Source organism: Rossellomorea aquimaris, assembly GCF_001877785.1.
Taxonomy (GTDB): Bacteria; Bacillota; Bacilli; order Bacillales; family Bacillaceae_B; genus Rossellomorea; species Rossellomorea aquimaris_A.
Genome location: NZ_MINN01000128.1, coordinates 169,579 through 194,465, shown reverse-complemented (window position 1 = coordinate 194,465; position 24,887 = coordinate 169,579). Strand labels below are relative to the sequence as shown.

General features: G+C 44.7%; 28 protein-coding genes. 6 read left to right on the top strand and 22 right to left on the bottom strand.

Annotation, left to right across the window (positions count from 1 at the left end; genetic code table 11):
- Positions 1–42: 42 nt before the first annotated feature.
- Genes modB through BHE18_RS19430 form a run of 3 tightly spaced genes read right to left on the bottom strand, consistent with a single transcriptional unit; the run spans position 43 to position 1,991 of the window.
- Positions 43–711 (bottom strand): molybdate ABC transporter permease subunit, encoded by a 669-nt coding sequence (gene modB, locus BHE18_RS19440; RefSeq protein WP_071620155.1) that lies wholly within the window; start codon positions 709–711, stop codon positions 43–45.
- Positions 712–729: 18 nt separating this feature from the next.
- Positions 730–1,479, bottom strand: a complete 750-nt coding sequence (gene modA, locus BHE18_RS19435) for a molybdate ABC transporter substrate-binding protein (protein ID WP_071620154.1) — start codon at positions 1,477–1,479, stop codon at positions 730–732.
- Positions 1,480–1,490: 11 nt separating this feature from the next.
- Positions 1,491–1,991, bottom strand: coding sequence for a MogA/MoaB family molybdenum cofactor biosynthesis protein (locus BHE18_RS19430; RefSeq protein WP_071620153.1), 501 nt, complete (start codon positions 1,989–1,991; stop codon positions 1,491–1,493).
- Positions 1,992–2,200: 209 nt separating this feature from the next.
- Here BHE18_RS19430 and BHE18_RS19425 point away from each other — a divergent pair, with 209 nt between their 5' ends.
- A complete protein-coding gene (locus BHE18_RS19425) occupies positions 2,201–2,719 on the top strand; it encodes a hemerythrin domain-containing protein (RefSeq protein ID WP_235860385.1) in 519 nt (172 codons plus the stop codon).
- 418 nt (positions 2,720–3,137) lie between these two features.
- Here the strand turns inward: BHE18_RS19425 and moaD are convergent, their stop codons facing one another.
- Genes moaD through BHE18_RS19405 form a run of 4 tightly spaced genes read right to left on the bottom strand, consistent with a single transcriptional unit; the run spans position 3,138 to position 6,176 of the window.
- Positions 3,138–3,371, bottom strand: a complete 234-nt coding sequence (moaD, locus tag BHE18_RS19420; protein WP_071620151.1) for a molybdopterin converting factor subunit 1 — start codon at positions 3,369–3,371, stop codon at positions 3,138–3,140.
- A gap of 16 nt (positions 3,372–3,387) precedes the next feature.
- Complete coding sequence (locus BHE18_RS19415; protein ID WP_141771944.1) at positions 3,388–3,840, bottom strand: molybdenum cofactor biosynthesis protein MoaE; 453 nt, start codon at positions 3,838–3,840, stop codon at positions 3,388–3,390.
- A gap of 28 nt (positions 3,841–3,868) precedes the next feature.
- Entirely contained in the window at positions 3,869–5,146 is a 1,278-nt protein-coding gene (locus BHE18_RS19410) for a molybdopterin molybdotransferase MoeA (protein ID WP_071620149.1), read from the bottom strand.
- A gap of 19 nt (positions 5,147–5,165) precedes the next feature.
- On the bottom strand, positions 5,166–6,176 hold the full coding sequence (locus BHE18_RS19405; protein WP_071620148.1) for a MoeB/ThiF family adenylyltransferase: 1,011 nt from the start codon (positions 6,174–6,176) through the stop codon (positions 5,166–5,168).
- Between the two features lie 129 nt (positions 6,177–6,305).
- On the opposite strand from BHE18_RS19405, the gene BHE18_RS19400 reads away from it, so the two are divergent.
- Positions 6,306–6,839 (top strand): hypothetical protein, encoded by a 534-nt coding sequence (locus tag BHE18_RS19400; RefSeq protein WP_071620147.1) that lies wholly within the window; start codon positions 6,306–6,308, stop codon positions 6,837–6,839.
- A gap of 111 nt (positions 6,840–6,950) precedes the next feature.
- Here the strand turns inward: BHE18_RS19400 and BHE18_RS19395 are convergent, their stop codons facing one another.
- The 5 genes from BHE18_RS19395 to BHE18_RS19375 are packed head-to-tail and all read right to left on the bottom strand — an operon-like array spanning position 6,951 to position 11,563.
- Positions 6,951–7,145 (bottom strand): hypothetical protein, encoded by a 195-nt coding sequence (locus BHE18_RS19395; protein ID WP_071620146.1) that lies wholly within the window; start codon positions 7,143–7,145, stop codon positions 6,951–6,953.
- Positions 7,135–7,668, bottom strand: a complete 534-nt coding sequence (locus BHE18_RS19390) for a ubiquinol-cytochrome c reductase iron-sulfur subunit (RefSeq protein ID WP_071620145.1) — start codon at positions 7,666–7,668, stop codon at positions 7,135–7,137. The genes BHE18_RS19395 and BHE18_RS19390 overlap by 11 nt, the downstream gene beginning before the upstream one ends.
- A gap of 30 nt (positions 7,669–7,698) precedes the next feature.
- Entirely contained in the window at positions 7,699–8,241 is a 543-nt protein-coding gene (locus BHE18_RS19385) for a 4Fe-4S dicluster domain-containing protein (protein ID WP_071620144.1), read from the bottom strand.
- Between the two features lie 17 nt (positions 8,242–8,258).
- Positions 8,259–10,385 (bottom strand): formate dehydrogenase subunit alpha, encoded by a 2,127-nt coding sequence (gene fdhF, locus BHE18_RS19380; RefSeq protein ID WP_071620143.1) that lies wholly within the window; start codon positions 10,383–10,385, stop codon positions 8,259–8,261.
- Positions 10,382–11,563, bottom strand: coding sequence for an MFS transporter (locus BHE18_RS19375; protein ID WP_071620142.1), 1,182 nt, complete (start codon positions 11,561–11,563; stop codon positions 10,382–10,384). The genes fdhF and BHE18_RS19375 overlap by 4 nt, the downstream gene beginning before the upstream one ends.
- A gap of 175 nt (positions 11,564–11,738) precedes the next feature.
- Between BHE18_RS19375 and BHE18_RS19370 the strand changes: the two genes are divergently transcribed.
- Positions 11,739–12,476, top strand: coding sequence for an Mrp/NBP35 family ATP-binding protein (locus BHE18_RS19370; protein WP_071620141.1), 738 nt, complete (start codon positions 11,739–11,741; stop codon positions 12,474–12,476).
- 46 nt (positions 12,477–12,522) lie between these two features.
- Here the strand turns inward: BHE18_RS19370 and BHE18_RS19365 are convergent, their stop codons facing one another.
- Complete coding sequence (locus BHE18_RS19365; protein WP_235860384.1) at positions 12,523–13,245, bottom strand: YwiC-like family protein; 723 nt, start codon at positions 13,243–13,245, stop codon at positions 12,523–12,525.
- A gap of 144 nt (positions 13,246–13,389) precedes the next feature.
- On the opposite strand from BHE18_RS19365, the gene BHE18_RS19360 reads away from it, so the two are divergent.
- The 3 genes from BHE18_RS19360 to ric all read left to right on the top strand — a co-directional run bounded on the left by BHE18_RS19360 (position 13,390) and on the right by ric (position 16,119).
- Entirely contained in the window at positions 13,390–14,505 is a 1,116-nt protein-coding gene (locus BHE18_RS19360) for a TIGR04053 family radical SAM/SPASM domain-containing protein (protein ID WP_071620140.1), read from the top strand.
- 43 nt (positions 14,506–14,548) lie between these two features.
- Positions 14,549–15,244: a Crp/Fnr family transcriptional regulator gene (locus tag BHE18_RS19355; RefSeq protein ID WP_071620139.1), complete on the top strand. Its 696-nt coding sequence runs from the start codon at positions 14,549–14,551 to the stop codon at positions 15,242–15,244.
- A gap of 167 nt (positions 15,245–15,411) precedes the next feature.
- On the top strand, positions 15,412–16,119 hold the full coding sequence (gene ric, locus BHE18_RS19350; RefSeq protein WP_071620138.1) for an iron-sulfur cluster repair di-iron protein: 708 nt from the start codon (positions 15,412–15,414) through the stop codon (positions 16,117–16,119).
- A 753-nt stretch (positions 16,120–16,872) separates the two neighbouring features.
- On the opposite strand, the gene BHE18_RS19345 is transcribed toward ric, so the two are convergent.
- The 9 genes from BHE18_RS19345 to BHE18_RS19310 form a co-directional block, all read right to left on the bottom strand.
- Complete coding sequence (locus BHE18_RS19345; RefSeq protein WP_071620137.1) at positions 16,873–17,262, bottom strand: globin domain-containing protein; 390 nt, start codon at positions 17,260–17,262, stop codon at positions 16,873–16,875.
- 80 nt (positions 17,263–17,342) lie between these two features.
- Complete coding sequence (locus tag BHE18_RS19340; RefSeq protein WP_071620136.1) at positions 17,343–17,900, bottom strand: hypothetical protein; 558 nt, start codon at positions 17,898–17,900, stop codon at positions 17,343–17,345.
- A gap of 10 nt (positions 17,901–17,910) precedes the next feature.
- Positions 17,911–18,540, bottom strand: coding sequence for an SCO family protein (locus BHE18_RS19335; protein ID WP_071620135.1), 630 nt, complete (start codon positions 18,538–18,540; stop codon positions 17,911–17,913).
- Positions 18,541–18,633: 93 nt separating this feature from the next.
- The gene (locus BHE18_RS19330; RefSeq protein ID WP_071620134.1) at positions 18,634–20,313 is read right to left on the bottom strand and encodes a cbb3-type cytochrome c oxidase subunit I; all 1,680 of its coding nucleotides are present in this window, start codon (positions 20,311–20,313) and stop codon (positions 18,634–18,636) included.
- A gap of 13 nt (positions 20,314–20,326) precedes the next feature.
- On the bottom strand, positions 20,327–20,797 hold the full coding sequence (locus BHE18_RS19325; protein ID WP_071620133.1) for a cytochrome c oxidase subunit II: 471 nt from the start codon (positions 20,795–20,797) through the stop codon (positions 20,327–20,329).
- A 12-nt stretch (positions 20,798–20,809) separates the two neighbouring features.
- A complete protein-coding gene (locus tag BHE18_RS23815) occupies positions 20,810–20,938 on the bottom strand; it encodes a hypothetical protein (RefSeq protein WP_268876385.1) in 129 nt (42 codons plus the stop codon).
- Positions 20,939–21,225: 287 nt separating this feature from the next.
- Positions 21,226–22,005, bottom strand: coding sequence for an SDR family oxidoreductase (locus BHE18_RS19320; RefSeq protein WP_071620132.1), 780 nt, complete (start codon positions 22,003–22,005; stop codon positions 21,226–21,228).
- A 137-nt stretch (positions 22,006–22,142) separates the two neighbouring features.
- Positions 22,143–24,086 (bottom strand): FtsX-like permease family protein, encoded by a 1,944-nt coding sequence (locus BHE18_RS19315; protein WP_071620131.1) that lies wholly within the window; start codon positions 24,084–24,086, stop codon positions 22,143–22,145.
- Positions 24,076–24,837 carry an ABC transporter ATP-binding protein gene (locus BHE18_RS19310; protein WP_071620130.1) on the bottom strand — a complete coding sequence of 254 codons (762 nt, stop codon included), beginning with the start codon at positions 24,835–24,837 and terminating at the stop codon, positions 24,076–24,078. Before BHE18_RS19310 ends, BHE18_RS19315 begins: the two co-directional genes overlap by 11 nt.
- Positions 24,838–24,887: the final 50 nt, after the last annotated feature.

Here is a 24,887-nt window from a genome sequence, read left to right as displayed (position 1 = left end):
GAACCCCACAGGCTGTTCCAAACTCCTTTGGGGTTTTTCGACCTATCTCTCCTTACGTCCATCCAGCCATTTCATTAAAAACAATAATAGAAAAGACAAACCGATGCTTACTCCCGCATACTTCCAGGCTAAATGACTTTCCCCTGATTCGATGGCTACGTAAATGGCCGTCGAAATCGTCTGCGTTTTCCCGGGAATATTCCCTGCAAACATCAAAGTCGCCCCGAACTCCCCCAATGCTCTTGTAAAGCCTAGAATGACCCCCATGACGATCGATTGCTTGGCCAGCGGCAGAACGACGTGATAAAATGCTTTCCAATTGGACGCACCATCTACTTTTGAAGCCCCGACAATGTCCCGATTCACCTCTGCAAATCCCGTTTTTACAGACTGATACATAAGCGGAAACGACACAATCACGGCCGCTATGACTGCTGCCGCCTTAGAAAAAAGGATGGTTTGTCCGAAAAGCAGTTCGACCGTCTGTCCTACCGGGCTATTCATCCCGAATACAAATAGCAACAAAAAACCAAGTACAGAAGGAGGAAGAACAAGAGGCAAAAGATAAACAGTTTCCAACACACTGCTGCCCCTGCCGCCTGTCATGACAGTTCGATAGGCTGCCAAAACAGCAAGTATTAATGAAACAGCTGCCGCTATGCAAGCAACCAGTATGGACAATTGGATGGGAAAGAAAAAATCACCGTTCACTTAAAACACCTGCTCCTCTTATTCTCCGATATTGATAAATCCTTCTTTCTTAAATATCTCCTTCGCTTCCTTGCTCTCTAAAAAGTCGAGAAATTCATTTGAAGCATCTTGATGCTTACTTCGTTTCACCCCTGCCCCGTAGTAGCCTGTCTCTTCTTGGGGATACTCCTCAAAAAAATCAATAATATGCAAATCCTGTTGAAATTCAACATCACTGTTATAGATTAATCCTACCGAAGCCGCCCCTTGATCCATAAGCATAAGCACGTGTCTCGCATCCTTTCCATAAATAAGACGCGATTCTGCTTCCTCCCATTGCCCTCTCTTTACCAGTAGTTCTTTCGCATATCTTCCGACAGGTACTGTGGCAGGATTTCCGATGACTACTTTTTGATCCGACTTCCAGACATCCTTAAGTGACTGAATCTCTTCAGGTTTGTTCGTGACAGCCACTACTCTATTTCCTACTAATCTATCGCCTTTATTAACCAGTCCTTGCCTATAAAGAGATTCATAATCGTCCTTAGAAGCAGCCAGGAAGACATCGATGGGGGCACCTTGTTCTACTTGCTTTCGAATCGCACCGGTGGAACCGAAATGAAACGATAATTTGACTTCTTCATGCTCTCTTTCAAACTGCTGCTGCAATTCCAGCAGACTGCTTTTCAGACTCGCTGCCGCACCAATCGTTATAACCGCCTCTTCTTTCTCGTCTGACTGGCATCCTGCCGCACCGGCAAACAGGATGATTAAAGAGAGAGATTGCAAGATTCTCTTCTTCATGATTTATGTTTATGTAACTCAGTAAGAATATGGCCCATTTCAGGGAGGATCAGCTTTTCCATTGCAAGCTTTACAGCACCGGTGGAACCTGGGACGGAAAAGATTGCTTTCTCATCCACCACTCCTGCGATGGCCCGGGAAAGAATGGCCGGGGATCCGATATCTTCAAAATAGCTGAGAGCCCTGAAGATTTCTCCAAACCCCGGTAATTCCTTCTGCAGAAATGAGCGAACCACTTCGATCGTCACATCTCTCTTTGAAATACCGGTTCCCCCGTTCAATAAAATGGCCTGCACTTCATCGTTTGCCAATCCCCGCTTTATCGCTTCCCCGATCAACAGTTCCTCATCTTTCACGATTTCCCGTTGAACAATATGATGACTAGATTGTTCCAGCAATTGTATCATACAGTCCCCGCTCTTATCTGTTTCCTCGGTACGGGTATCACTTACCGTAATGATCATGACATTTATCTTTTTCTCTGCTGCGGACTTCATGCCGATTCCCCTTTTACGATTTTCCTTTATTGTATCATGACGATTCGTTTTCAATTGTGAAAAACATCACGGGAAAGCCTTTCGATTTTTCACGGAATGTTCTTAAAAAAAGTGAGGCGCATCACATCCTTCCCCCTCCTTATTTTGTAAGCTTAAAGTAAGCTTTAACCACTTGAAGGAGGAGAAAACAAATGCTTGGATGCCAACACATGTCTACGGATCATCAGCCAGAAGAACTATGTGAAGCCTTACAGATTTTAAGAAATGAACATATACAGTTAAATGAACAAAAGTTGGATTTATTTGAGGAAGCCGGCGGCATCATGAAAGAAAGTTCACCCGAAAAACGCATGGAAAAACTGACAGGCCTCCGCAGTAAAGTAGAAGCCTTTATGACAGCACTCGAACCTCATTCCCAAAAGGAAGAAGGACACTTGTTTGAATTAATGGCTTCATATATTGGCCGCAGCCACGGTCCGATTGTCGTGATGGAAATGGAACATGACCAAGCGAAGGAATTAATCTCAGCTTTCCTCAAGGAAACGGAAGTAATGAGCGGCAATCGGGAATTCGTGCACGAAACATGCAAGCTGATCATTGAAGCATACCATGTACTCACTTCGCACTTTATGAAGGAAGAACAGGTATTGTTTCCAATGGCACAAAACCTATTGTCCGAGGATGAAAAAGAAAGATTATTAGAGGCTGTCAGAGAGTTGTCTCAATAGTCTTGGCAGTTGTATCGATCAAGAAAAGAATAGACTGGGCAAACCTAATACCCACAACCTAAAGAAGAAAAATATCAGTATAGGCTCATATTACCGCTAATGATTTCCGTGCAAGACTTCGCTTTCCATCAGAAATGCGGAAGGGCTTTGGTCAGAGGCGTGTGGCATAAGACGAATTGGCCACGAAGGCGTTCTTTGCCTTCTTGGCCGGTTTGGCTTATGACATGTGCCTCTAAGCCCTGCAGCTGGACAATTTTATCCCTGGCAGGAGTCTTCGTCTTGCACTCCAATCAACCGCTAGAGAGAGTTAAAACTAAATATCAATTTGAATAAATTAATACCCGAACTAATTATCCTAAAAGGCAAATTAGTTCGGGTTTTTACTTAGACTATACACCTTTGTCCCAGCCTCTTCTTTTCACCCTCCGCTTACCGGAGGAATAAACGCCACGACATCGCCGCTTTTAACCATTGTGTCTTCTGTTGCATACTCCTCGTTAACGGCGATCATTGCTCCGTTGATACTGAGTGAGTTATATGTTTCCAGCAGCTGTTGTTTAAGACCTGAAATAGATAGATTGTCAGCTTCTATCTCTATTTCACTCTTCCCTGTTTCTTCACGTAATCCAGCAAATAGTAGAATCTTGATCATTGCATTCACTCCCTTCTTAAAGATGAGGCCGTCCTGATGGATACGGTACGGTTTCCTTTTGGTTTCCGATCCATTCTTCCCCGGAATCCCAATGTTCTTTTTTCCATATTGGAACGATATCTTTAATTCGTTCGATGGCATACTCATTCGCTTCATAGGCAGCTTTACGATGAGGCGAGGAGACAGCGATGATCACCGCAATATCGGAAATTTCCAATCTGCCGATCCGGTGAGAAATCGCCATTTTCGTTCCCGGCCACTTTTCTTCTGCTTCTTTTCCTATTTGCGCAAGCATCTTGGCTGCCATCGGTTCATAAGCCTGGTATTCCAGGTAGAGAGTTCGTTTGTCTTTGGTCCACTCTCTTACTGTTCCGATGAATGTTGTGATGGCACCGGCTTCTCTGCGTTCGACTTTTCTTGTGACTTCTTCTATAGAAATCGGTTCTGATTTCACCTCAAATAAATCCATCATTTTCACTCCTCCTACGGAATCTATTTCACTCTTTATCGATTGACATCCTTGATAGGCCTTCTTGACTTTCCACGAGGAGGATCTGTACAGTCATTCCTTCTTCATATCCCCTTGTTCCCCCAGGTAAGACAATCAGTGCATTCGTGTCAGCGAGTGAAGCGACAGCGCTTGATTTATCAAGGCCGGATGGGAATGCCATAATCCTGCCATTTTCAAATCTCATACTTCCCCGGACGAAACGGGTAAATGGATTAGGCTTTTTGAAATCTCTGCCCAGGATGCCTGTCACAGATTGAAGAAATGGAGCCGGACTATGAAGGAACGTTCTGATGACAGGTCTTGTGAGAAGCTCAAATCCAACATAACAAGCTGAAGGGTTTCCCGATAACCCAAACAAAAGCTTCCCTTCTTTTTCCGCGACAGTCGTGACACTGCCAGGCCGCATGCCGATTTTATTAAAGAGTATGCCCGCTTCCATCTTCTCATAAATTTCAGGCAAATAATCATAATCACCGACTGACACGCCCCCTGTCGTAATCAGCATATCCACCTGTTGAAGGGCGGACACGACCTGCTGGTAGCAGACCTCGAAGTCATCAGCGAATTGACCGAAATAAACAGCTTTTCCTCCTGCCCTTTCAATTTGGGAAAGAATCATATAGGTGTTACTGTTTCGAATTTTGCCAGGTTCTAAATCATCCCCGACTTCCAATAGCTCACTCCCGGTTGCCAGCACACCGACTTTCGGTTTCACGCTGACAGGTACTTCCTTGTATCCGAATGTGGCAAGGAGAGCTGCAATCCCGGGGTTGATATACGATCCTTTTTCAGCAAGCACCGTTCCCTTTTGAGTATCTTCGCCTCTGCGTGAAATGTTATCTCCTTCATTGTAAACGCGGTTGATCCTGACGAAGTTTCTTCTCTCCAAGCTGAAAGATTCCGCAAGCTCGAGCATAACCACGCTATCACACCCAGCAGGTATTTGGGCCCCAGTCATGATTCGAACCGCTTCTCCCCGCTGTACGACTCCTTTATGTACACTTCCAGCTCCTATTTCTGCGATGACTTCCAGTGTGACCGGCGTTTCTCTTGAAGCTGTCTTCGTATCGATTGCCTTTAACGCAAAACCATCATAAGGAGACTTGTCAAAGTGAGGGACGTCGTGACTTGCCGTTAAATCCTCCCCTAGAAATCGTCCATAAACCTGCTCGATTTTCACCCTTTCCACTTCTCCTGCCGGTGACCGCTTCATCACCCGTTGTACAGCATCCGTTACTTTAATGGGCGTTCGTTTCTCTGCCATGCCAGTAAATCCTCCGTTCTTATCCGATAATCTTATAATACAATTTCTTCGCTTCTTCCATTGAGTTTGTGCCATGAACCAAGGTTCTTCCCTCTTTGAAAAATACAAACCGGTATCCTTCATATTGAAGAGATAGCAAGTAAGGGTTGATTTTCGTCTCCCCCAAAGAGTGTACCGCATTCTGAAGTTCACCGAGGTTCCGCTCTTGAGGCGACCGGATCAGCACTGTATTTCTTCCGCACAATACCATCGACTTTGTTTGATTTTCATATTGTAAATACGGATAGGCGGGATGTTCACCGCAGGAAGGACAGTCAGACTTCTTTGCTTTTTCCGTTTTCATGCTGTATTGCTGGTTATTCCACAAGTCAAATGTAATCAAACTCCCCCTCAGGGCTTCTAAATCATTCACCAGGAGCTTGAGCGCTTCGGTCAGTTGATGAGCGGCCACCATTCCGACAGCCGGGGCGATGATACCGGCCGCATCGCATGTTGCGCCCCCCATCGGCAGGCGGTCCAGTAAACAGTTCATACACGCGGTTTTTCCGGGGATGACCGTATAACTCATCCCTGTACTTCCCACACATGATCCAAAAATCCAGGGGATGTTATATTTCTGCGAAAGATCGTTGATCATCATTCGTGTATCAAAGTTATCAGTTGCATCTATAATTAAATCCACATCGTGGAGGTACGGGAGCAGGGATTCTGCGGTTGCCTCCATTACGCGGCCGTTAATTGTGACTGAGCTATTTATTTCAGTTAGTCTGTTCTGGGCAGCAACGGCCTTAGGCATCTGTGCTGTTACATCTTTTTCTGTATATAGCTGCTGCCTCTGCAAATTGCTCCACTCGACATAGTCATGGTCCACAATCGTCAGTTTTCCAATCCCGCTTCTAACCAACGCTTCAGAGCTCGCTGATCCCAACGCGCCTGCACCTATAACAAGCACATGTTTCCTGGATAATTGCTCCTGACCATTTTCACCAATGGCCGGAAACAACTCCTGTCTTGAATAACGGTCATTCATTGCATACTCCCCTTTTAAAAAAAGCCTTCTGGCGTAATAAATGTCACAGTGCTTCCCTTCTTTATCTACTATAATAAATGGTAACGATACGATAGTAAGTGACAAAGTTCACAGGAGGGGAAATTCATCATGTTATCAGTCAAACTGCATTCGATTTTTGCAAATCACTCGATTGAAGAGGCATTAATGAAGCAAGGTTTTAAAAAACGCGGGGAAAACTATATCTACAAAAATAGTAAAATACAAGTAGAGGCAGAGGCCGATTTCATCGATCGAACAGTAGAAATCAGCTTCTCTCCACAATTGAATCTGGAAGAATACAAGGCCGTTCATCATCTGCTTGTTGAACTCATTAAAGAACTCGACGCACAGTGTGATGATTCCGAAAGTTTATTGGGTTACTTATCGGAAGGAACCGGAGCTTATATTTTGACCAACTGGGATCAATGGGTCTCCTTTCTTCAGGAAGCGAAGTTCCGTACCCTGGAAGGCAAAAAAGTAAGAGTGCTGGATGAAGCAGGCAAAGAGCTTGCTGCCGGAATGTTTGTGAACTATAGTGCTGACGTATTTTCAAACATAAAGGAATGCACCGTCATTACTCTGTTTGGTGAAAGAACATATAAAGGCGACAATTTGAAGGTAGAGGCTACAAATGAATGGTGATCCACTAACAAAAGAGCATCCCGAGAGATTTACTTTCGGAATGCTCTTTTTATTTTGCCATCCACTTTTTTTTCACTTTGAATGTACATCAACATTTATTCTTTTCAGAGCTTACTTCCGGTACATTTGTTTTCTCCACTGCCAATACGTGAGGAAACAGATCAGTGAAGAAGTAGTCCCGATCGCTGTATACAGCCATACGTGCTCATACTCTTCGCCGTAGAACGACTCGATTGTCCACTGAAGCATCACTACGTTTACGGCTAATGTCAGAAATATGATGATCCAATATTTCTTACTCCCCATGGCGGACTTTCCTTCCGACTGCATACACCGCTCCATCTTTCACTTCCAGTTCGATCAGAGGCAGTTCACGCTGAGGCGGCCCCGCTAAAGGCTGGCCGTTATCTACACTGAAAAACCCCCGGTGACAAGGACAGAGCAGGACGGATTCTTCTTTTTCATAAAACACCGGGCACTGAAGATGGGTGCATTTATTATTGTATGCTTTCAGTTTTCCTTCTTTGGTATGAACCAGGATTGCAGGCTCATCATCAGTCGGATAGTTAAAATTCATTGAACTGTCTTTTGGCAGATCTTTTAATCGTGTAATCATCTTCCGGTTCGTATCGTCTTCTTCTCTATTCAGGGCAATAGCTGAAAACGGAAGAGTCGCTAATCCCAGCGTAATCGATGCCCCCACTGCAGACTTCAGGAAAGCCCGACGATTGTATTTCAGGTCATCATCACGGTTCAGGTTATCGATTAGATGAATCATGTCATCCTTGGTATCTTTACTGTTGCGTTTGTTATTATGATCTTGAGGCATAGGTGACGTCTCCTTTCGCCTTATCTTGACTTAATCTGTATATACTCCAAAGAATTCCGGAACGTAATCCCACTTGTTTCCTTCCTGTGGTTTCTTCCCTTCTACGAGGTTCATTTGGGATCGTTTTCTGCGAAGTTGCTGCATTTCATCAAAATCGATAAAGCGAATCGCGTCACTCGGACAGACAGACGCACACATTGGGGCAATATCATGTTTTGAGCGATCGTAGCACATATCGCATTTGTACATTTTGTTTTCTTCAAAATCAAACTTCGGTATTCCGAATGGACATCCAAAAGTACAATTACGGCAGCCGATACATTTTTCTTCCATTGCAGAAAGGACGACCCCTTCTTCTGTTATTTGGATGGCATTTGCCGGACAAACGCGCGCACAAGCGGGATCTTTACATTGCATACAGAGCATTGGATACGTCTGGCGGCTTTCCATGAAATCAACATATTCCACATAGTTTCTTTCTTTTGCATCATGATCACCGCACTCGCGGCAGGCCGCTTGGCAGGCACGGCAGCCAATGCACCTTTCAAATTCCAGATACATGATTTTATTCATTCATCCCGACTCCTTTCTTAATGTTGTTTCTCAAGCTTCAAGGCACACACTTTAAATTCAGGCATTCTTGAAATGGGATCTAAACATGGATTCGTCAGCTGATTGACGGCTAATTCCTTCCCCCAGTGATATGGGACAAATACTGTATCCCTTCGCGTCGCCTTGGTTAATTTGGTCTTTACAATCATATGTGAGCGGGGTGTGATCAATTTCACCAAATCCCCATCTTCTAAACCGTATTTACTTGCAAGTGCCGGATGCATTTCTGCATATGGTTCAGGACATTGCTCCATCAGGAATTTGACCCTTCTCGTTTGAGCCCCGGACAAATAGTGGAACACGACACGGCCGGTTGTTAAAAATAATGGGTATTCCTTAGTAGGGATTTCTCCGGCTTCTTTCCACGCAACACTTGGCAGATTCGCCTTCCCATCAGGCGTTCCAAACTTCTCTGTAAACATTGTCGGAGTTCCGGGATGATCTTCAGAAGGACAAGGCCAGAAGACTCCGCTTTCTTTATCGATCCGGTCCCAGGTGATACCGTAGTAATCGGCTTTTCCGCCTTTTGATGCCAAGCGGAATTCTTCAAAGATTTCTCCGGCATTTTTGTAATTGAAATACTTCCCTTTGCCCATTCGTTTGGCAATGAGGCTGAGGATTTCCCAGTCCGGTTTTGATTCCCCTAAAGGCTCCCGCACTTTACGGATCCTGATGACACGGCCTTCAAGGTTCGTGGTCGTCCCTTCATCTTCCGCCCATGTTGCAGCAGGCAGGACGACATCCGCAAACTGTGCGGTTTCGGATAGGAAGAAGTCACTCACCACAAGGAAATCAAGTTTTCTAAAGCCGTTCCAGATGTGTTCAAGATTCGGGGCGGAAACGGCAGGGTTACTGCAAACGACATGCATAGCGCGAATGGTGCCTTTTTGAATTTCATCAAACATTTCATAAGCTGATACACCAGGTTTCGGCATTTCCCCGGGTTCGATTCCCCATACCTTGGATATATATTTCACGGCTTCGGGATCTGTCAGTTTGCGGTATCCCGGCAGAAGATCGGCTTTTTGACCGTGCTCCCTTCCTCCCTGGCCGTTTCCTTGCCCTGTGAAAGTGGCAACACCAGAGGCGAATTTTCCAATTTGCCCTCTGAGAAGTGCCATTGATGTATAGAGGGAAACATTATCCACCCCTTTTGACTGCTGTTCCACCCCTCTGGCAAACATAACGACTGATCGAGGAGATAATCCGAAAATATGTGCAGCTTTCAAGATTTTTTGAACCGACACGCCAGTAATGCCGGCCGTATGCTCCGGTGTAAATTTCTCGACTGCTTTCTTTAGTTCTTCAAAGTTATTGCATCTTTTTTTAACGTATTCATGATCGACGTAATTGTTTTTTATTAGAAGGTGGAGCATGCCGTTCGCAAGGGCTGAATCTGTGCCGGGCTTTAAATCCAAATGGACATCTGCCACGCGGGCTGTCGGCGTTTCCCTCGGATCAGCCACTATCAGTTTCGCCCCTTTGTCTTTCGCTTTCCATATCCATTGAATGCTCGTAGGATGGCATTCCGCGGTATTGGAACCAGCGATAAAGAAACAATCGGTATGTTCAAGTTCCGGCCATGGCAGCGTCGATCCCCTGTCAGTTCCCAGCGTTTTCAGGAATCCTCCTGCAGCGGAACTCATACAGAATCGGCCGTTATAATCAATGAATCTTGTGCCCAGACCTACTCGTGCATATTTACCGACCAAATAACATTTTTCGTTTGTCATCGATACGCCACCGAATACAGACAAGGCATCCTTCCCGCTTTCAGCTTGCAGACGTTTGTAGTTCTTTTCAATCAAGTCGAGTGCTTCGTTCCAGCTTGCCTTTACGAATTCTCCGCTTTTCTTAATCAGCGGCGTCAGGATACGCTCTTCATGTTCGATTGTCTGATAGGCAGTTACACCTTTCGGGCACATTTTTCCTTTTGTGACAGGCCAATCATAGCGGGGTTCAACTCCAACCACCTGACCCGACTTCTTATTTACACGTATATGCATCCCGCATTGCATGCCGCAATAGCAGCAGTGCGTCGTAATGAGCTCTTCGCCTGGTTTGTGAAGGTTCTTTACTCCTTCTTTCGCGATATACTGACTCATTTTTCACTGCCTCCTTTTTCCTTGTACTGATCGATTTCTTTTTGAACCTCTTCAGGGAATTGATAATAATCGTCTGTTCTCTTCTTACTGAATCCGCCCATTTGAATCCCATTCAGCGTTGAGATCGGATCCCTGCTCTTTAGATGGGGCTTTGCATTCAATTGTTTCATCACCCTGATCCTCCGGCGGCACGGCAGGCAGTAGTCAGAAAGATAACTTCCGTCTTCAAGTTGGAGATCAAAGTTTTGAACAGCCAGAATATCTTTCACATCAGTGATTTGATCATCGTTGCTATAGGTGGTGCCGCATCTGAGACATGGTCTCGTATCCACTTTTATTTGTTCCTGATAATTCAACGGTACTGCTGTTGTCAGCGGGCGGATCGGCAGGTGGAATAGTTTGCCGAATGGGAAGTAAACGAGTAAGACGACCACGGTGACCTGATGGATCAGTGTCATGTAATGGTGCATCCACCCATCTAACAGTGCATATGAAACGGTAAGTAAAAGTCCTGTCCCCGTTACCGCAAGCAGTAAATATAAAGGAAATAAATCAAATTCCGCACGCTGTGTCACTTTCACGTCCTGACTCGCAATCCTTCTTGCAAGCGCCATGGTTACACCGATCAGCACCATCGTGGCGGTGATGTTCAAGCCGTTATACACCATTTCTGCGAATAATCCATGAGCGGCCATCGAAATCGTCTCTACTCCCATCACAACGATGGTATAGGTTTCGGGATCGACAAGTTCGAAGTGCATCCAGCCGAACGTCAGACCGAATGTAATCGCAAAGGATCCTATGCACCCCCAGGCAATAAGGAAATGCTGTACACCACGATAGATCCCTCTTTTAAAAATGAATTTCTGTAAAAAGATATTCTCAAATGCGGTTTTACCGATTGAAATTAAATTACGTTTTTTCCTTGAACTGGTCTTCAAATTAGAAAGACTCCGTTTGATAACCTGATGGGTCGCCGGCCGGATGAGCCAGGAAGACATCCGTATCGTCAATCCGATGGCAAATATTAAGGAAGAAATAAAATACCCCATTAAGGCCATATCAAAATGTAAAAACTGTTCGGTCCCGATCCAAGACGTAAAAATCAAAAACAGGATAATAAAAAATGATTTTTGACTGGTTTTTGAATAAAACGAGCGTTCGAGCGGCTTTCTCATCTCATGCCCAACCTCCATGTGACTTTTTTAACATCAACGCAGTTGTATATTTGGTAAATTGATTACGTTGATTAATTTTTCAACTTGTAATCATTGTACAGAAAGACTATTTTCCAGACTGTGAAGTACGTCACACGATGGAAATTTACTTAAAATTTGTGAAAGAGGTGTGAACATGCTGTCAGGTAATGTAATAGCTATAACAAGTGGAAAAGGCGGAGTAGGAAAATCGACGGTTTCAACGAATCTCGCTGTATCTCTCGCAAGACAAGGAAAAAGCGTCGCTTTGATCGATTTGGACATTTACGGCTTCAGCATCCCGAAAATGATGAATGTGGACAGCCGCCCCAAAACATTTAACGGAAAGATCATTCCTGTCGAGTCTCACGGGGTAAAAATAATGTCGATGGGATTTCTTATAAAAAACAACGATCCTGTCGTCTGGCGCGGACCGATGTTAGGGAAGATGGTCGAGCATTTCAGTAAGGATGTGATGTGGGGAGAGCTGGATTACTGCATTCTCGACATGCCTCCAGGAACCGGGGACATCGCCCTCGATATGCACCTGAACATCCCGCAAAGCAAAGAAATCATTGTCACCACTCCTCATCAAACAGCTTCGATTGTAGCTGAAAGAGCAGGAACCATGGCACAGAAAGCGGAACACGATATTTTAGGCGTCATTGAAAATATGTCGTACTTTCAGCCGAAAGAAAGCAATGAAAAATATTTCTTATTCGGAAAAGGCGGAGGGGATCTGTTAGCAGAGCGCTTAGATACAGACGTTTTGGCGAAGCTCCCAATCGAAGAACCAATCGAAACGTCTGAAACTCCATCCATATACGGCGAAGATACCAGCTTATTTCAACACTACAGCCAGCTGGCAGAGGTCATAGACCAGAAAATTAAATAAAAATCCCGTCCCCCGCTTCTTTAAATCTGCAGCGAGGGACGGGATTTTATAGCAAAATGGTTGTAAGAAGAAGGAAAAAGGCTGAGTTTACGATTTCTATGATTCCCAGCTGCACGATTGACAGTTTTTTACCGTGAAGGAAAATGGCCCGGATCAAGCTTGGAACGTATGGCAGCGTCCACAGCCAGGATTCCTTCCAGAACAATAGCAGAAAAATGACAAATGCATGATAACCCCATGACCACCATTTGAATCTTGTGTTTTTCTTTTCTCTTATCATCGATTTAATAAAAAATGTACTGCCTGCAAAATACAAGAATGAAAACAGAGCAATATTCCACCCTTCAACAGTCAGACTTTCTGTACTCACATAAAAACTGGCAAGTCCCCCAATACAAAACACACAAATGGCGAATAGATCATTCGCAAGTGACCGCTCATTTTTTTTCTTTACAAAGTAGATGTTTAATAGAAAGAAAGGAATCATGGCTAAGCCGAAGAAGACCATTTGCCAGTCATAAACCAAAACGACTGTTAAAAAAACAAATGACGCGGCTAGATAACCCAATGCCCATTTAATATAGAAGGGCACCTTTTTCCCCTTCACGACCATGATCAAAGGATAAGTGGCAAGATACAGAAAGAACCAGCCAATAAACAAAGGAATGTGAATAAGGTGAAAGGTACTTGCAAAGATCCCCAGTATATAAGGAATCAATAGCATAGCCCAGGCACCATGTTGTTTGGGGATAACCATTTTCACAATCATACACCTGCTTTCCTGTCGATGATGCCTTTATCTTACTCCTTAGAGAAAAGAAAGTGTGTGATGTAATTCACTTACTGCTCCCCCATCCTTCTATATCATTAAACATATAAATCTTTCAATCATTGCAAGACGGGAGGAATTAAGATGTTTGATATGAATTTCGACGAAAACCCATTTATCGTCATCTGGGAATTAACAAGAGCGTGTGAGCTTCATTGCCTTCACTGCAGGGCAGAAGCGCAATACAAACGTCATCCGCTTGAACTGGATTTCGAAGAAGGAAAAAAACTGATCGATGACATCTATGAAATGAATAACCCCATGCTTGTGTTCACAGGTGGAGATCCGCTCATGCGCCCTGACGTATATGATATTGCTTCCTATGCGATTCAAAAAGGAGTGCGTGTCTCCATGACACCAAGCGCAACACCCAACGTCACCAAGGAGTCCATTGAGAAAGCGAAAGAAGTAGGTCTTGCTCGCTGGGCATTCAGCCTGGACGGCCCGACAGCAGAAGTACATGACCATTTCAGGGGAACATCCGGTTCATTCGACTTGACCATGAACGCGATCAACTACATTCACGAACTAGGACTTCCTCTTCAAATCAATACCGTCATCTCCCGCTATAATGTCGACATGCTTGAAGAAATGGCCGAATTGGTAGAGGAGTTAAATTGCGTGTTGTGGAGTGTCTTCTTCCTTGTGCCAATCGGAAGAGGTAAAGAAGCAGACATGATTTCACCCCTGGAGCACGAAAAAGTATTCCGCTGGCTGAATCAATTGAGCCTCCGGGTGCCTTTCGATATAAAAACCACTGCCGCACAGCATTACCGACGTGTGGTCATCTCAGAAAAAATGAGACAAAATAAAGATGAACAAAAAAAGATTCAATACCAGGATGCTTTACACTCAGGCAAAACTGGTCAATTTGATGGTCTGGGACGGGCACCGAGAGGAATAAATGACGGGAATGGATTTGTCTTCATTTCCCATATCGGGGACGTCTTTCCCAGCGGACTTCTCCCCATCAAAGCCGGGAATGTAAGACAGCAGCCGCTATCAGAAATTTACCGGCACTCACCTATTTTTAAAGACCTGAGAAATCCTGATAAATATAAAGGGAAATGCGGGCAGTGCGAATTCCGCTACGTCTGCGGAGGTTCCCGCTCAAGAGCCTATGCCCTGACAGGCGATTACATGGAAAGCGAACCGGCATGTGTGTATATACCGAAGAGCATGAGGAAAAAGAGTGTTTAGATGGTGATAGTGATGATATTCCTAACAAAGAAAGGAGCCCTTCATGTTAAAAAAAGAAGATATTAAAAAGCATCTGCAAACCGTTCCATTATTTAAGGAGTTATCTGACGAGGAACTGCAGCCGATCATATCGATCTCGTCTTCAAGAATATATAATGCCCGTTCGATTATTTTCATGCAGGAAGAACCTCTCGACCGCGTCTTCTTCATCCACTCGGGAATAGTGAAAATTTACAAAACCGATGCAACTGGAAAAGAACAGATCGTATCGGTGCTCGAGGACGGTGAAATGTTCCCCCACGCCGGTTTTTTCAGGCAGGGGACATTTCCTGCGAACGCCGAGGTCATAAAAAAAGCGCAGCTCATCGTCACCCCCATTATAGATTTCGAGAAAATCCTGATTCAACACCCTGAGCTTTGCATTAAGTTATTCCGGGTTCTAGGAGGTAAAATTGTCGATCTTCAAAGCCGTCTGGAAGAGAAAATTCTCCACAATACGTATGAACAGGTCATTATGCTCCTGCTGCGTCTATCAAAGTCCAATGGTGTAAAGCATGAAAACCTGTATAAAATCACCACCCATTTTACGAACAGAGAACTCGCCAACATGATCGGCACCTCGAGGGAAACAGTCAGCAGAACCCTTAACCAGCTAAGGAAAAAAGATCTCATCGAGCTTGATGCCGAAGGGTTCTATGTCATCGACCCTGACAAACTGAAAGAGGAAATCATTCATTGAATGCGTACAGGACGGGTGCCTTTTTCCGAAGAGAATGGACGTCAGATATGCAGTTAACCAGTGATGAACTTCATTCCTATCTGTGATATGTATCACAAAACTCTCGTTCAGTTGTTGATATGATAAAGACAGTTAAACAAGTAAAACGACAATATGGAGGGATTACGATGACACAAACATTCACAGAGTCATCCATAATAGGGAATATCGTCACAGAATTTCCGAAAGCAAGCGACTTTTTCAAGGCGAATCGAATCGACTTTTGCTGCGGAGGAAATCGCCCTTTAATTGAAGCGATCGAAGAAAGGAACCTTTCTTCCGAAGAAATCCTCACGGAGTTAAATGCATTGTACGATGAAGCGAAGAGATTGAGCGAATCCACCATCAACTGGGAACAGGCTTCATCCGCGGAGTTGATTCAATATATCGTCGGTAAACATCACCGTTACTTAAGTGAAGAACTGCCGAAACTGACTCCTTATGTAACCAAGGTACTTCGCGTTCACGGGGCACAGCACCCCCATTTAGCACAGATTCATAAACTGTTCCATCAGTTGAAGGCTGATCTTGAGCAGCATACGATCAAGGAAGAAATGGAAGACTTCCCGGCACTTATTGCATTCGAAGAAGATCCAAAGCCTGAAAACAAGGAGAAATTATTGACCATTCTTTCTGCTTTGGAAGACGAGCATCAACATGCAGGGGATATCATAAAAGAAATCCGAAAGGTCACGAATGATTTCACCCCTCCTCCGGGTGCATGCGGAACCTACCGCCTAGTTTATCAGCGTCTGGAAGAACTGGAATCCGATTTATTCGAGCATATCCACTTGGAAAATAATATCCTTTTCCCGCGTGCTGTAGAGACGATGTAATCTGGCTAAAAAGAGGATGGGACAAAACTTAAAATCCCATGTCTAAAGACGAACATTTCAGTGTGGACTCTTAACAACGCTAATGATTTCCGTGCAAGACTTCGCTTTCCGCGGGTAGCCGGTGAGGCTCCTCGGCAAGCCTGCGGGAAGAAAAGCGGAAGCGGCTCGCCCAGAGGCGACAAGCATAAGGCGAGCAAGCCGGAAAGGCGTACTTTGCCTTTTTGGCTTGCTTGACTTATGACCTCGAGCCTCTAGCCGCTGGAGCTGGACAGGTCTCACATGTCCAGCTGCAGGGCTTAGAGGCACATGTCATAAGCCAAACCGACCAAGAAGGCAAAGAACGCCTTCTAGGCCGATTCGTCTTATGCCACACGCCTCTGAGCAAAGCCCTTCCGCTTTTCTAATAAGCTACTCTTCCCGCGGGAGTCTGCGTCTTGCACTCCAATCAACCGCTGAATGGACTAAAACCAAAATGTACAATGAAACCCGAACTAATTTGCCTCAACTCATGCAAACTAGTCCGGGTTTTACTTAGACTAAATCATTTTTGTCCCAGCCTCTTTTCTCTTTTCATCAAGGCTCTTTTCGCATACTTTGTTGATTTACATACAAGAAAAACCGGAACTTGGGTATTTTCGGGCTGTCCGTCAGTCTATTGTTGGAACTTGAGTTCGAAAAGAGCACGTCCACAAGCTATATTCAGGCTGCAAGCCAATTTACGAAAAGTAACAACCTTTTAGAAAATACCCTTCATTAATGAAGGGTATCTTCTTCTGAGTTGATCATGATTGCGGCCACTTGGGTGAGCCTTGTATAGAATACCTCGCCCTCAGGAAGGTCGTTCAAACCTGTTTCTTCGAATGCTTCTTTCATGCATTGCAGCCAGCATCTTGCCCTCTCTGGAGTGATTTCGAAAGGGAGATGCCTTGCTTTCATGGCGGGCGGACCAAATTCTTCACTGTATAATGGCGGCCCCCCGAGAAACTGGGTTAGAAACATGTACTGTTTTCTCATGATTTCAGACATTTCACCTTCGAACAGCGGCCTCAGATCTGGATCTCTGTAGACCTTGGGATAAAATGCCTCCACCAGTTCCTGTATCCGGTCAGGACCGATTTCATCGTATAGAGATTGAAATTTCAATTGTACCCCTCCTTGCTTCGTACCTCTTTCTTCACTATATCAAAGAGAAACCTTGCCATTTGTGACGATCATCACAGGCTTTAATAAGATTCTTCCCATTTTTCACTGAACATGTCATACACGATATAAATACTGATACAAAGCCCCATCGTCCAGAATCCCCAGCCGAGTGTAACCTGTTCCACAATCAGATAGTTGTTACAGAGCTGGTTTGGAGAAAAAATATAGATCCATCCCATGAAGGCGGATAAAAGTGTAATAACAATAAGGACAACCCTCTTCGTTCCATTGCTCACTTTCGTCCAGCTGTCCCTGAGGGGAACGCCGGCCAAAAATGGTAAACTGATAAACTTAAATCCTTCCATCCACATTGAAGAAAGCGCCTCATCCATTGTTCTCGGCAGCAGCCAATATGAAAAGATCAACATAAAAAGAAGAATTCCCGGCTGGCCATTTTCATTCCATCTCCTCAAGAAAGAGTTTTTTTGAAATAATGGTGCCATCAGCATGCCTGCAATGATCAAGAGCGGCATTTGCATATGCATGTGGATAATCATAACCGATTCAAGCAGCTCGGCTACTGGAGGCAGAATAAGAAAGATGAATAATAGGCTGCCGTAGAAAAAAGTTTTCATCATTTCTCCTCCTTTAATTGGCTTCCATTTTGAGATAAGAATCCACAACAGCAGCCGCTCCATCTACGTCTCTATAATCCAGCACTTCCTGGAGCCGCCCCTCCCGCTCTACCAGATAGAAAGCAGAGTTATGAGTGAAATTTCCATTGTTATCGGGTATAACAATTACGCCGAAGGCTTCAAGAAGGGCATTCAACTCTCCTTCATTAGTGATTCTGGCCATTCTCCACGTTTCTCCATCACTCCCGAAATAGGCTTTATATTTAGTCAAAGCTGCCGGTGTATCCTGATCAGGAGCAAAGCTGATACTCAGGAACACGATGTCTTTCCCGAGAGACTCCCTCGGCACTTCCCGATAAACCTTTGCCATATTCGTTTCCAGCTGCGGACAAATGGTCGTGCAGGCAGTATAAAAGAAAGTGATAAAGACATATTTCCCTTGAAACTCATCCCATGTGTAAGAATATCCCTTGCTGTCTTCCAGCACGAGATCAGGTACTTCAGGCTTTTCTTCCTGCAGCTTTAGTAATCTGGCTTCTTCAGCTGTGAAAGCTTTAAATCCGTCTGTTCCGTTGAAAAATAATCCTAATCCGAATAATAAAACGATTGTGGTCGAGAGAAGGTTTCGGTGTATTGTATTCATTTTATGACCTCCACATTTCGTTCCTGTCATTTTGAAAGAGGTGAAATAGAGCCGTCCTCATCATCCCCTTGGACAGCTCTATCTTTCAGATCATTACCATGTTCTGAATGGAGGGGAACCCGGTGGAGCATTCATGATGAAGTCCACGATCGGAATGACATACCCCATTGCGACCAACAGCAGCATGATGACAATCCAGCGGCCCCATTTTTCAGTCCAATAAGGGGTTTTCCCGTCCTTGGGATCGCTGTCTGCTATAGGAAATTCCGTGTCTCCTTTTGGTGCCCAGAACATGAGATTCAAGACTATATACACCTGCAGCAAGACACCGATGAACAGTAAGGTCCCGCCAATTGCTATGAGAAACAAGTATGGATCCCAGCTTAATGCTGCTGCATGATCTCCGTATGTTGTATAGGACGTTCTGCGCGGGGAACCAAGTAAGCCGATCCAATGCATGGAAATAGCCATGAAAATCATACCGACTGTCCAAGTGATGGTCTGAATAATTCCGAGCCTATTCATTTTCTGTGTGAGGGTCCGTTTTGAAACAAGAGGCACCAGCCAGTAACTGATTCCGAAGAAAGTAAGGATGACCGACGTTCCCACTGTTATATGAAAATGCCCTACGACCCACATTGTGTTATGAACGACTTGATTCAGCTGATTCGTTGTTTGTGCAATTCCACCCGCTCCCCCGATGATGAATGCAATCATCGCGATCATCGGAGCAAGGAATCTTACATCTCCCCACGGTAGCTTTTTCAACCAGCCAAAGAGTCCTCTTCCGCCTTTCTTCCGCCCGGTCCGTTCAAATACAGCAAACATGGCATATGCCGTCATTAATGAAGGGAAAGAAATGGCCAGACTCATGAACACATGCATATATTTAATTTCCTCTGAGATACCAGGGTCGACGATCTGGTGATGGAACCCTCCAGGAATGTTCATTATGACCAATAAGATAATGACAACCCTTGTCAACGTGTCACTGAATCGTTTTCCGCCAATGATTTTAGGAACAATGACATACCATGCCGAAACGGCCGTCAGATACCAAATATTCACCAATGTGTGTCCGAAAGCCCAGAACAGCGTCCGGCTCAACATGACATTGATCGTATCAATCCAGCCGAAGGCCCAAGGAATAATGATGAACACTTCCAGGGCCACAGGAATACTTCCAAAGAACAGCAGGACAAACACTCCTGTGGCAAAGAAAGCAAGAATCGGGATATGTTCACCCTTGTGCTTCTTCCTCCAGTGAGCGACTGAAAGGAATGAACCGAACGCGCACATCCATACACCCAGTACGATAAAGACCAGCCCGATATAGAACAGGGGTGATGCCGCCATCGGAGGATAAAAGGTATACAGGACAGATGCGTCATTTTTCAAAATCGGAATGACCGCCATCACAAGCCCCGCCGTCTTCATGTAAAACCCGATCCATGCCATTTTCCGGACCTTAGGAAGCAGTCCTCCTAAGGTATGGGACAAAGCAGCGTAGAAATACCCGATTGTAAAGAACGCAGTCAGTACTAAAACAAGCAGAACACCGTGTGCAGTCAGCACTTGATAATAATTTAACCATGGCGGTAATTGAAGCAGGCCGGCACGGTTGAGTCCTTGTAACAGCCCGAGTACCCCTCCCAGAAGGAGGGCAATAAATGCAACCAATAAGTACGTCTTGGAAAGTTTCGCATCTTGTGGAGATACCCCCAGGCTCACATTTTGCTTTACGTTCATTTCCATTTTTCTAACCAGTTCCATCGTCCGTCCCCCCTTATTCTGTCACCTTAATGGTCGTACTCATTGCCTGATGACCCGCTCCGCAATATTCATTGCACAGTACAAGATAACTTCCGGACTCATCAAACGTTTGAGTGATTTTCTGAATATACCCCGGCATCACCATCGCGTTAATATTTGTATCTGCTACCTGAAATCCATGTGTGACATCCTTCGAAGTTAAGATAAAATGAACAGTCGCCCCTGCAGGAACCTCAATTTCACTTGGAGTAAAATTAAACAGTTGAAGAGTCATCACCACTTCGTATTCATTGTCAGCGATTTTCTTTACGCCAGGGTTATCAAACGGAGCCGTTTCATCCACCTGCTGTGGATCGATTGTTTCCTGGTGGCTCGGCGGTCCCATCCCGAGAGCAAATGTTTGATATCCGGTAATGAACATAAAAATAAGAATCATTCCAAAACTTGCAATCAGCCAAACTTCTTCTCCCCTACTCAGCTTCATCCTGTAAACCTCCTATACTCTTGAAAAATAAAAACCAAAAAGTAATAGATACGTTAAAAAAATGACAAGTCCGACGATTCCAACCGAGAACCATGTACCCCATTGAACCTCTTTCGATTTTCCATCCATCTTCTTCTCCAATGTCATCAAGCTCCTTTCACTTACTGAACTTACTGTCATCATACTCAATGACAAATGTGTTTGAAGTGGTCTAAATCACAACAAGAGGTATTAAATGGCAGGAAACGTCTTTCGTGCTTTTTTAGACACATTTGAAACGGCCTCTTTACTGCAGGCTGTTCGCACTTGGCTTAGACAGGGAACAATAAACGACAATACCCGCCTATCCCCCCTATATTTCCCGGGCTATATTCGACAATTTCCACATAAAAAAAAAGCCTGCTGAAACTTCAGCAGACTGCTTCAATCTATTTCCCTAAGAATCCTCCATTGGATTCGATGATTTGCCCTGTCACCCATTGGGATTCACCGCTTGCAAGGAAGCGGATCAGTTTTGCTGCATCCTCCGGCAGGCCGAGGCGGCCCATCGGAAACATCGGCAAAAAGGTTTTCGCGAGATCTTCATCGATCCATCCTGAATCCGTCGGACCGGGATCGACCGAATTTACGGTGATTCCGAGCGGAGCAAGTCCAGTGGCAAGAGGCGGCGTGATGGCTTTCAACGCTCCTTTGGTGGCAATATAAGCAAGGTTATCCGGATCAGGTCCCCCTGAAACCAAATGGATGATGCGTCCTTCTCCCCTCACCGGATACGCCTTTTCGAATGCTTTGGCGAATTCCACTGAAAGCATGAGTGTACCGCGGTTGTTTACATTGTAGTGCTTGTCGAGAATGGCTGTATCCAATGTACGGAAATTGGAAGGTGCACAGTATGTTGCGTTGTTAATCAGGATATGGGGAGTGCCCAGAGATTCCCGGACGGCATCGATGATTCTGCCCGGTGTCAAATCATTTTCAAGATCCGCTTCCATATGGGAGGCACGTACCCCCATCTGCAATAACTTTCCCTTTAATTTCTCCGGCCATTCTCTCTCCAGTCCGTTCCCTGCCGTTTCATCAAACGGGATCCAATGGGTGAAGAAGATATCCGCCCCTGCTTCGGCAAGTGCAAGGCAGATGGCTGTCCCGATTCCGTTTGAACGGCTTGCCCCTGTGACGATGGCTGTTTTCCCCTGTAATGAGTTCATATAGTTCCCTCCAAATTTAGTAGTTAAATAGAGTTACCCTATTTGATTATCCGTTTTCATATGTACTATTTCCATATTACCAATTGTCTGCTGAAGTCAAAAGCCCCGGTTCGTATTGAACCGGGGCTCCTTCTTATTTATAACGCTTGATGAATCACCTTTTTATAATACAGCACAGAAAGAAAACCGAATATCGAATACATCGCAGCATACAGCGCCATGACGATGACCATCGGAATGTCGAATTCCCCGCCGAATAGAAACCAGCCCGACTTGACGGCAAAATAACTGTGAAGCAGGCCGACCGTCAGGGGTATGCCGAAATTGAAGAGCTGTTTGGCCCTGATACCCTTGATCAAATCAGTTCGGGTAAAGCCCAGCTTTCGAAGGATTGTATAATTTGGTTTCTCGTCTTCACTTTCATCCATTTGTTTGAAATAAAGAATGCACCCTGAAGTAATGAGGAACGTCAGCCCCAGGAATCCGACGATGAACATGATCAACCCGATTGTCTTTTTCTGTTTTCCAGCCAGAGCTTGTTGTGAATCATGTTCGAATCCTTCAGCAAAACCGAGCTTATGAAAAAGATCATTTGCTTCATCCAGTTTTTCGTCCCTATCGATATCGACACCGATATAGAGATTCGATTCTTTTTGGATCGCAGGATCAAGGTCATGTTTCATCTTCTCGAATATCGCATCATCCACAATTCCAACTGGTGAACCGCCAGCTGTGTAGTACCATGAAATCGGGAACTCATCCCGCATACCCAGGTATTCCTGCTCGAACGACCCTGTCTTCCCTTTTAATACTATCTTACCTGAATCGGCGAGCGGCAGTACCTTATCCAGCATATCGCTGTATCCGCTGAACAGGACTTCGTCTCTGCCTACATCAATCCCCTCGATCTCTTCTTCACTGATGAAGGAAGTCGGCATCGCTTCAAGTGTCCCATTCACTGCAAAATCAGATTCAGTGACGTCTTCAAGGTCAGCCGCGACCATGATCACTTCCATTTCTTCTTTGGTGAACTCGATGCTGTTTTGTTCAAGTTTATCTTTGAACTTTGTAAAAGCTTTTTCAGACGTGAACGTGAAATCGGACGGAACATTATCCCTGGCCATCTTTTCTGCAGAGTAGTAAGAGATGTAACTCAATGACAGCAGCCCTATGGCCAGTGCTGAAACCGTTGTGATGATAGTCAGCAAAAGGGCATTCGACTTCATTCTGAACATGACGGAAGAAAGTGACATCACCTCGTTGATATTCAGGTAGCCGTCTTTCTTTTTTCTTATGATCTGGAAAATGAAGCTGACCGAGCCTTTATAAAACAGGTATGTCCCGAGGATGACCGAAGCCAGGATAAAGATCATCGCGGCGAAAAGCTCCTGCATCGTTTGGAAATCCCCTTCAAATAGCTTGGAGGAGACAAAATAGCCGGCCGCGATGAAGGCAACTCCCAACATTCCGAGCAGCATGATCCATCCGGACACTTTCTTCACTTTTGTTTCGGTAGAAGAACGCACCCTGAATAACGCCAGAATACTCTGTCTCTTGATGAATAGGAAATTCATGAGCATGATCAGGATATAGATGGCGCTGAAGACAATAAACGTCTGAATCAGGGCCTGCAGAGAGAAATGAAGCTCAGCAATCGCATCCACACCCGTAATGTTGAACATAATCATGATGATCAGCTTGGAAAATGAAAATCCAATCATGATACCAAGTACCAGTGAGCCGAAATACAAGAGAAAATTCTCCATGGAAAGAATCCAGAATATCTTCCGTTTGGTCATCCCGATCAATTGAAAGAGACCGATTTCCTTGCTTCTCCTTTTAATGAAGATGGTATTCGCATAGAGCAGAAAGATTGAAACAATGGCTACCAGGAGGACCGACCCGGCTTTGATGGCCGCCCCTCCCTTGATTGATCCTTTCGCTGCATCCATCGATGGATCATATTGAAGGGTAACAAACGCAAAATAAAGAGCGACACTGAATACAAGTGCAAATACGTACAAATAGTAATTCTTCAGATTCTTCTTCAGATTCCTGAAGATGAGCGTATTAATGTTCATTCTGCACACCGCCCAGTACACCCTGTGTCTTCATTACGTCCTTGAAGAATGCTTGTCTTGATTGATCCCCTCTATTTAACTGGGTATAGATACGGCCGTCTTTAATAAAGATGACCCGGCTGCAATAGCTTGCTGCTACGGGATCGTGCGTGACCATGACAATCGTCGATTTCAGCTGGGAGTTCAGTCCCCCCAGTTTATTCAATAAGTCGGATGCCGATTTGGAATCAAGTGCCCCTGTCGGTTCGTCTGCGAAGATGATGCTTGGTTCGTGGATGAACGCCCGGGCGGCAGATGTGCGCTGCTTCTGCCCCCCTGAAATTTCATTAGGATATTTATCCTTTAATTCCTCTATTCCAAGTTGTTCAGCAAGCGCCGTAAATTTCATTTCAGCTTCTCTTTTAGGTGTTTTGGTGATCGAAAGCGGCAAGAGGATATTCTCCTTGACCGTCAGGGTGTCGAGCAGATTGTAATCCTGGAAAATGAAACCGAGATGATTCTTCCTGAACTCCGCAAGCTGCTTATCTTTCATTCTTGTCATCTCATTATTCTCGATCTTTATGGAGCCTTCACTCACTTTATCAATGGAGGACAATACATTGAGGAGAGTGGTCTTCCCTGATCCGGAAGGACCCATGATCCCGACAAATTCACCCTTGGTGATACGAATATCAATTCCTTTCAATACGTCCTGCTTGTTGAACTTATTCCCGTAGCTTTTGTGAAGTTTCACTGCTTCTAAAATCGTCATACTTAAAAACTCCTTTTGTTTGATACTTTTATTATAGAAAGCAGGAAAAC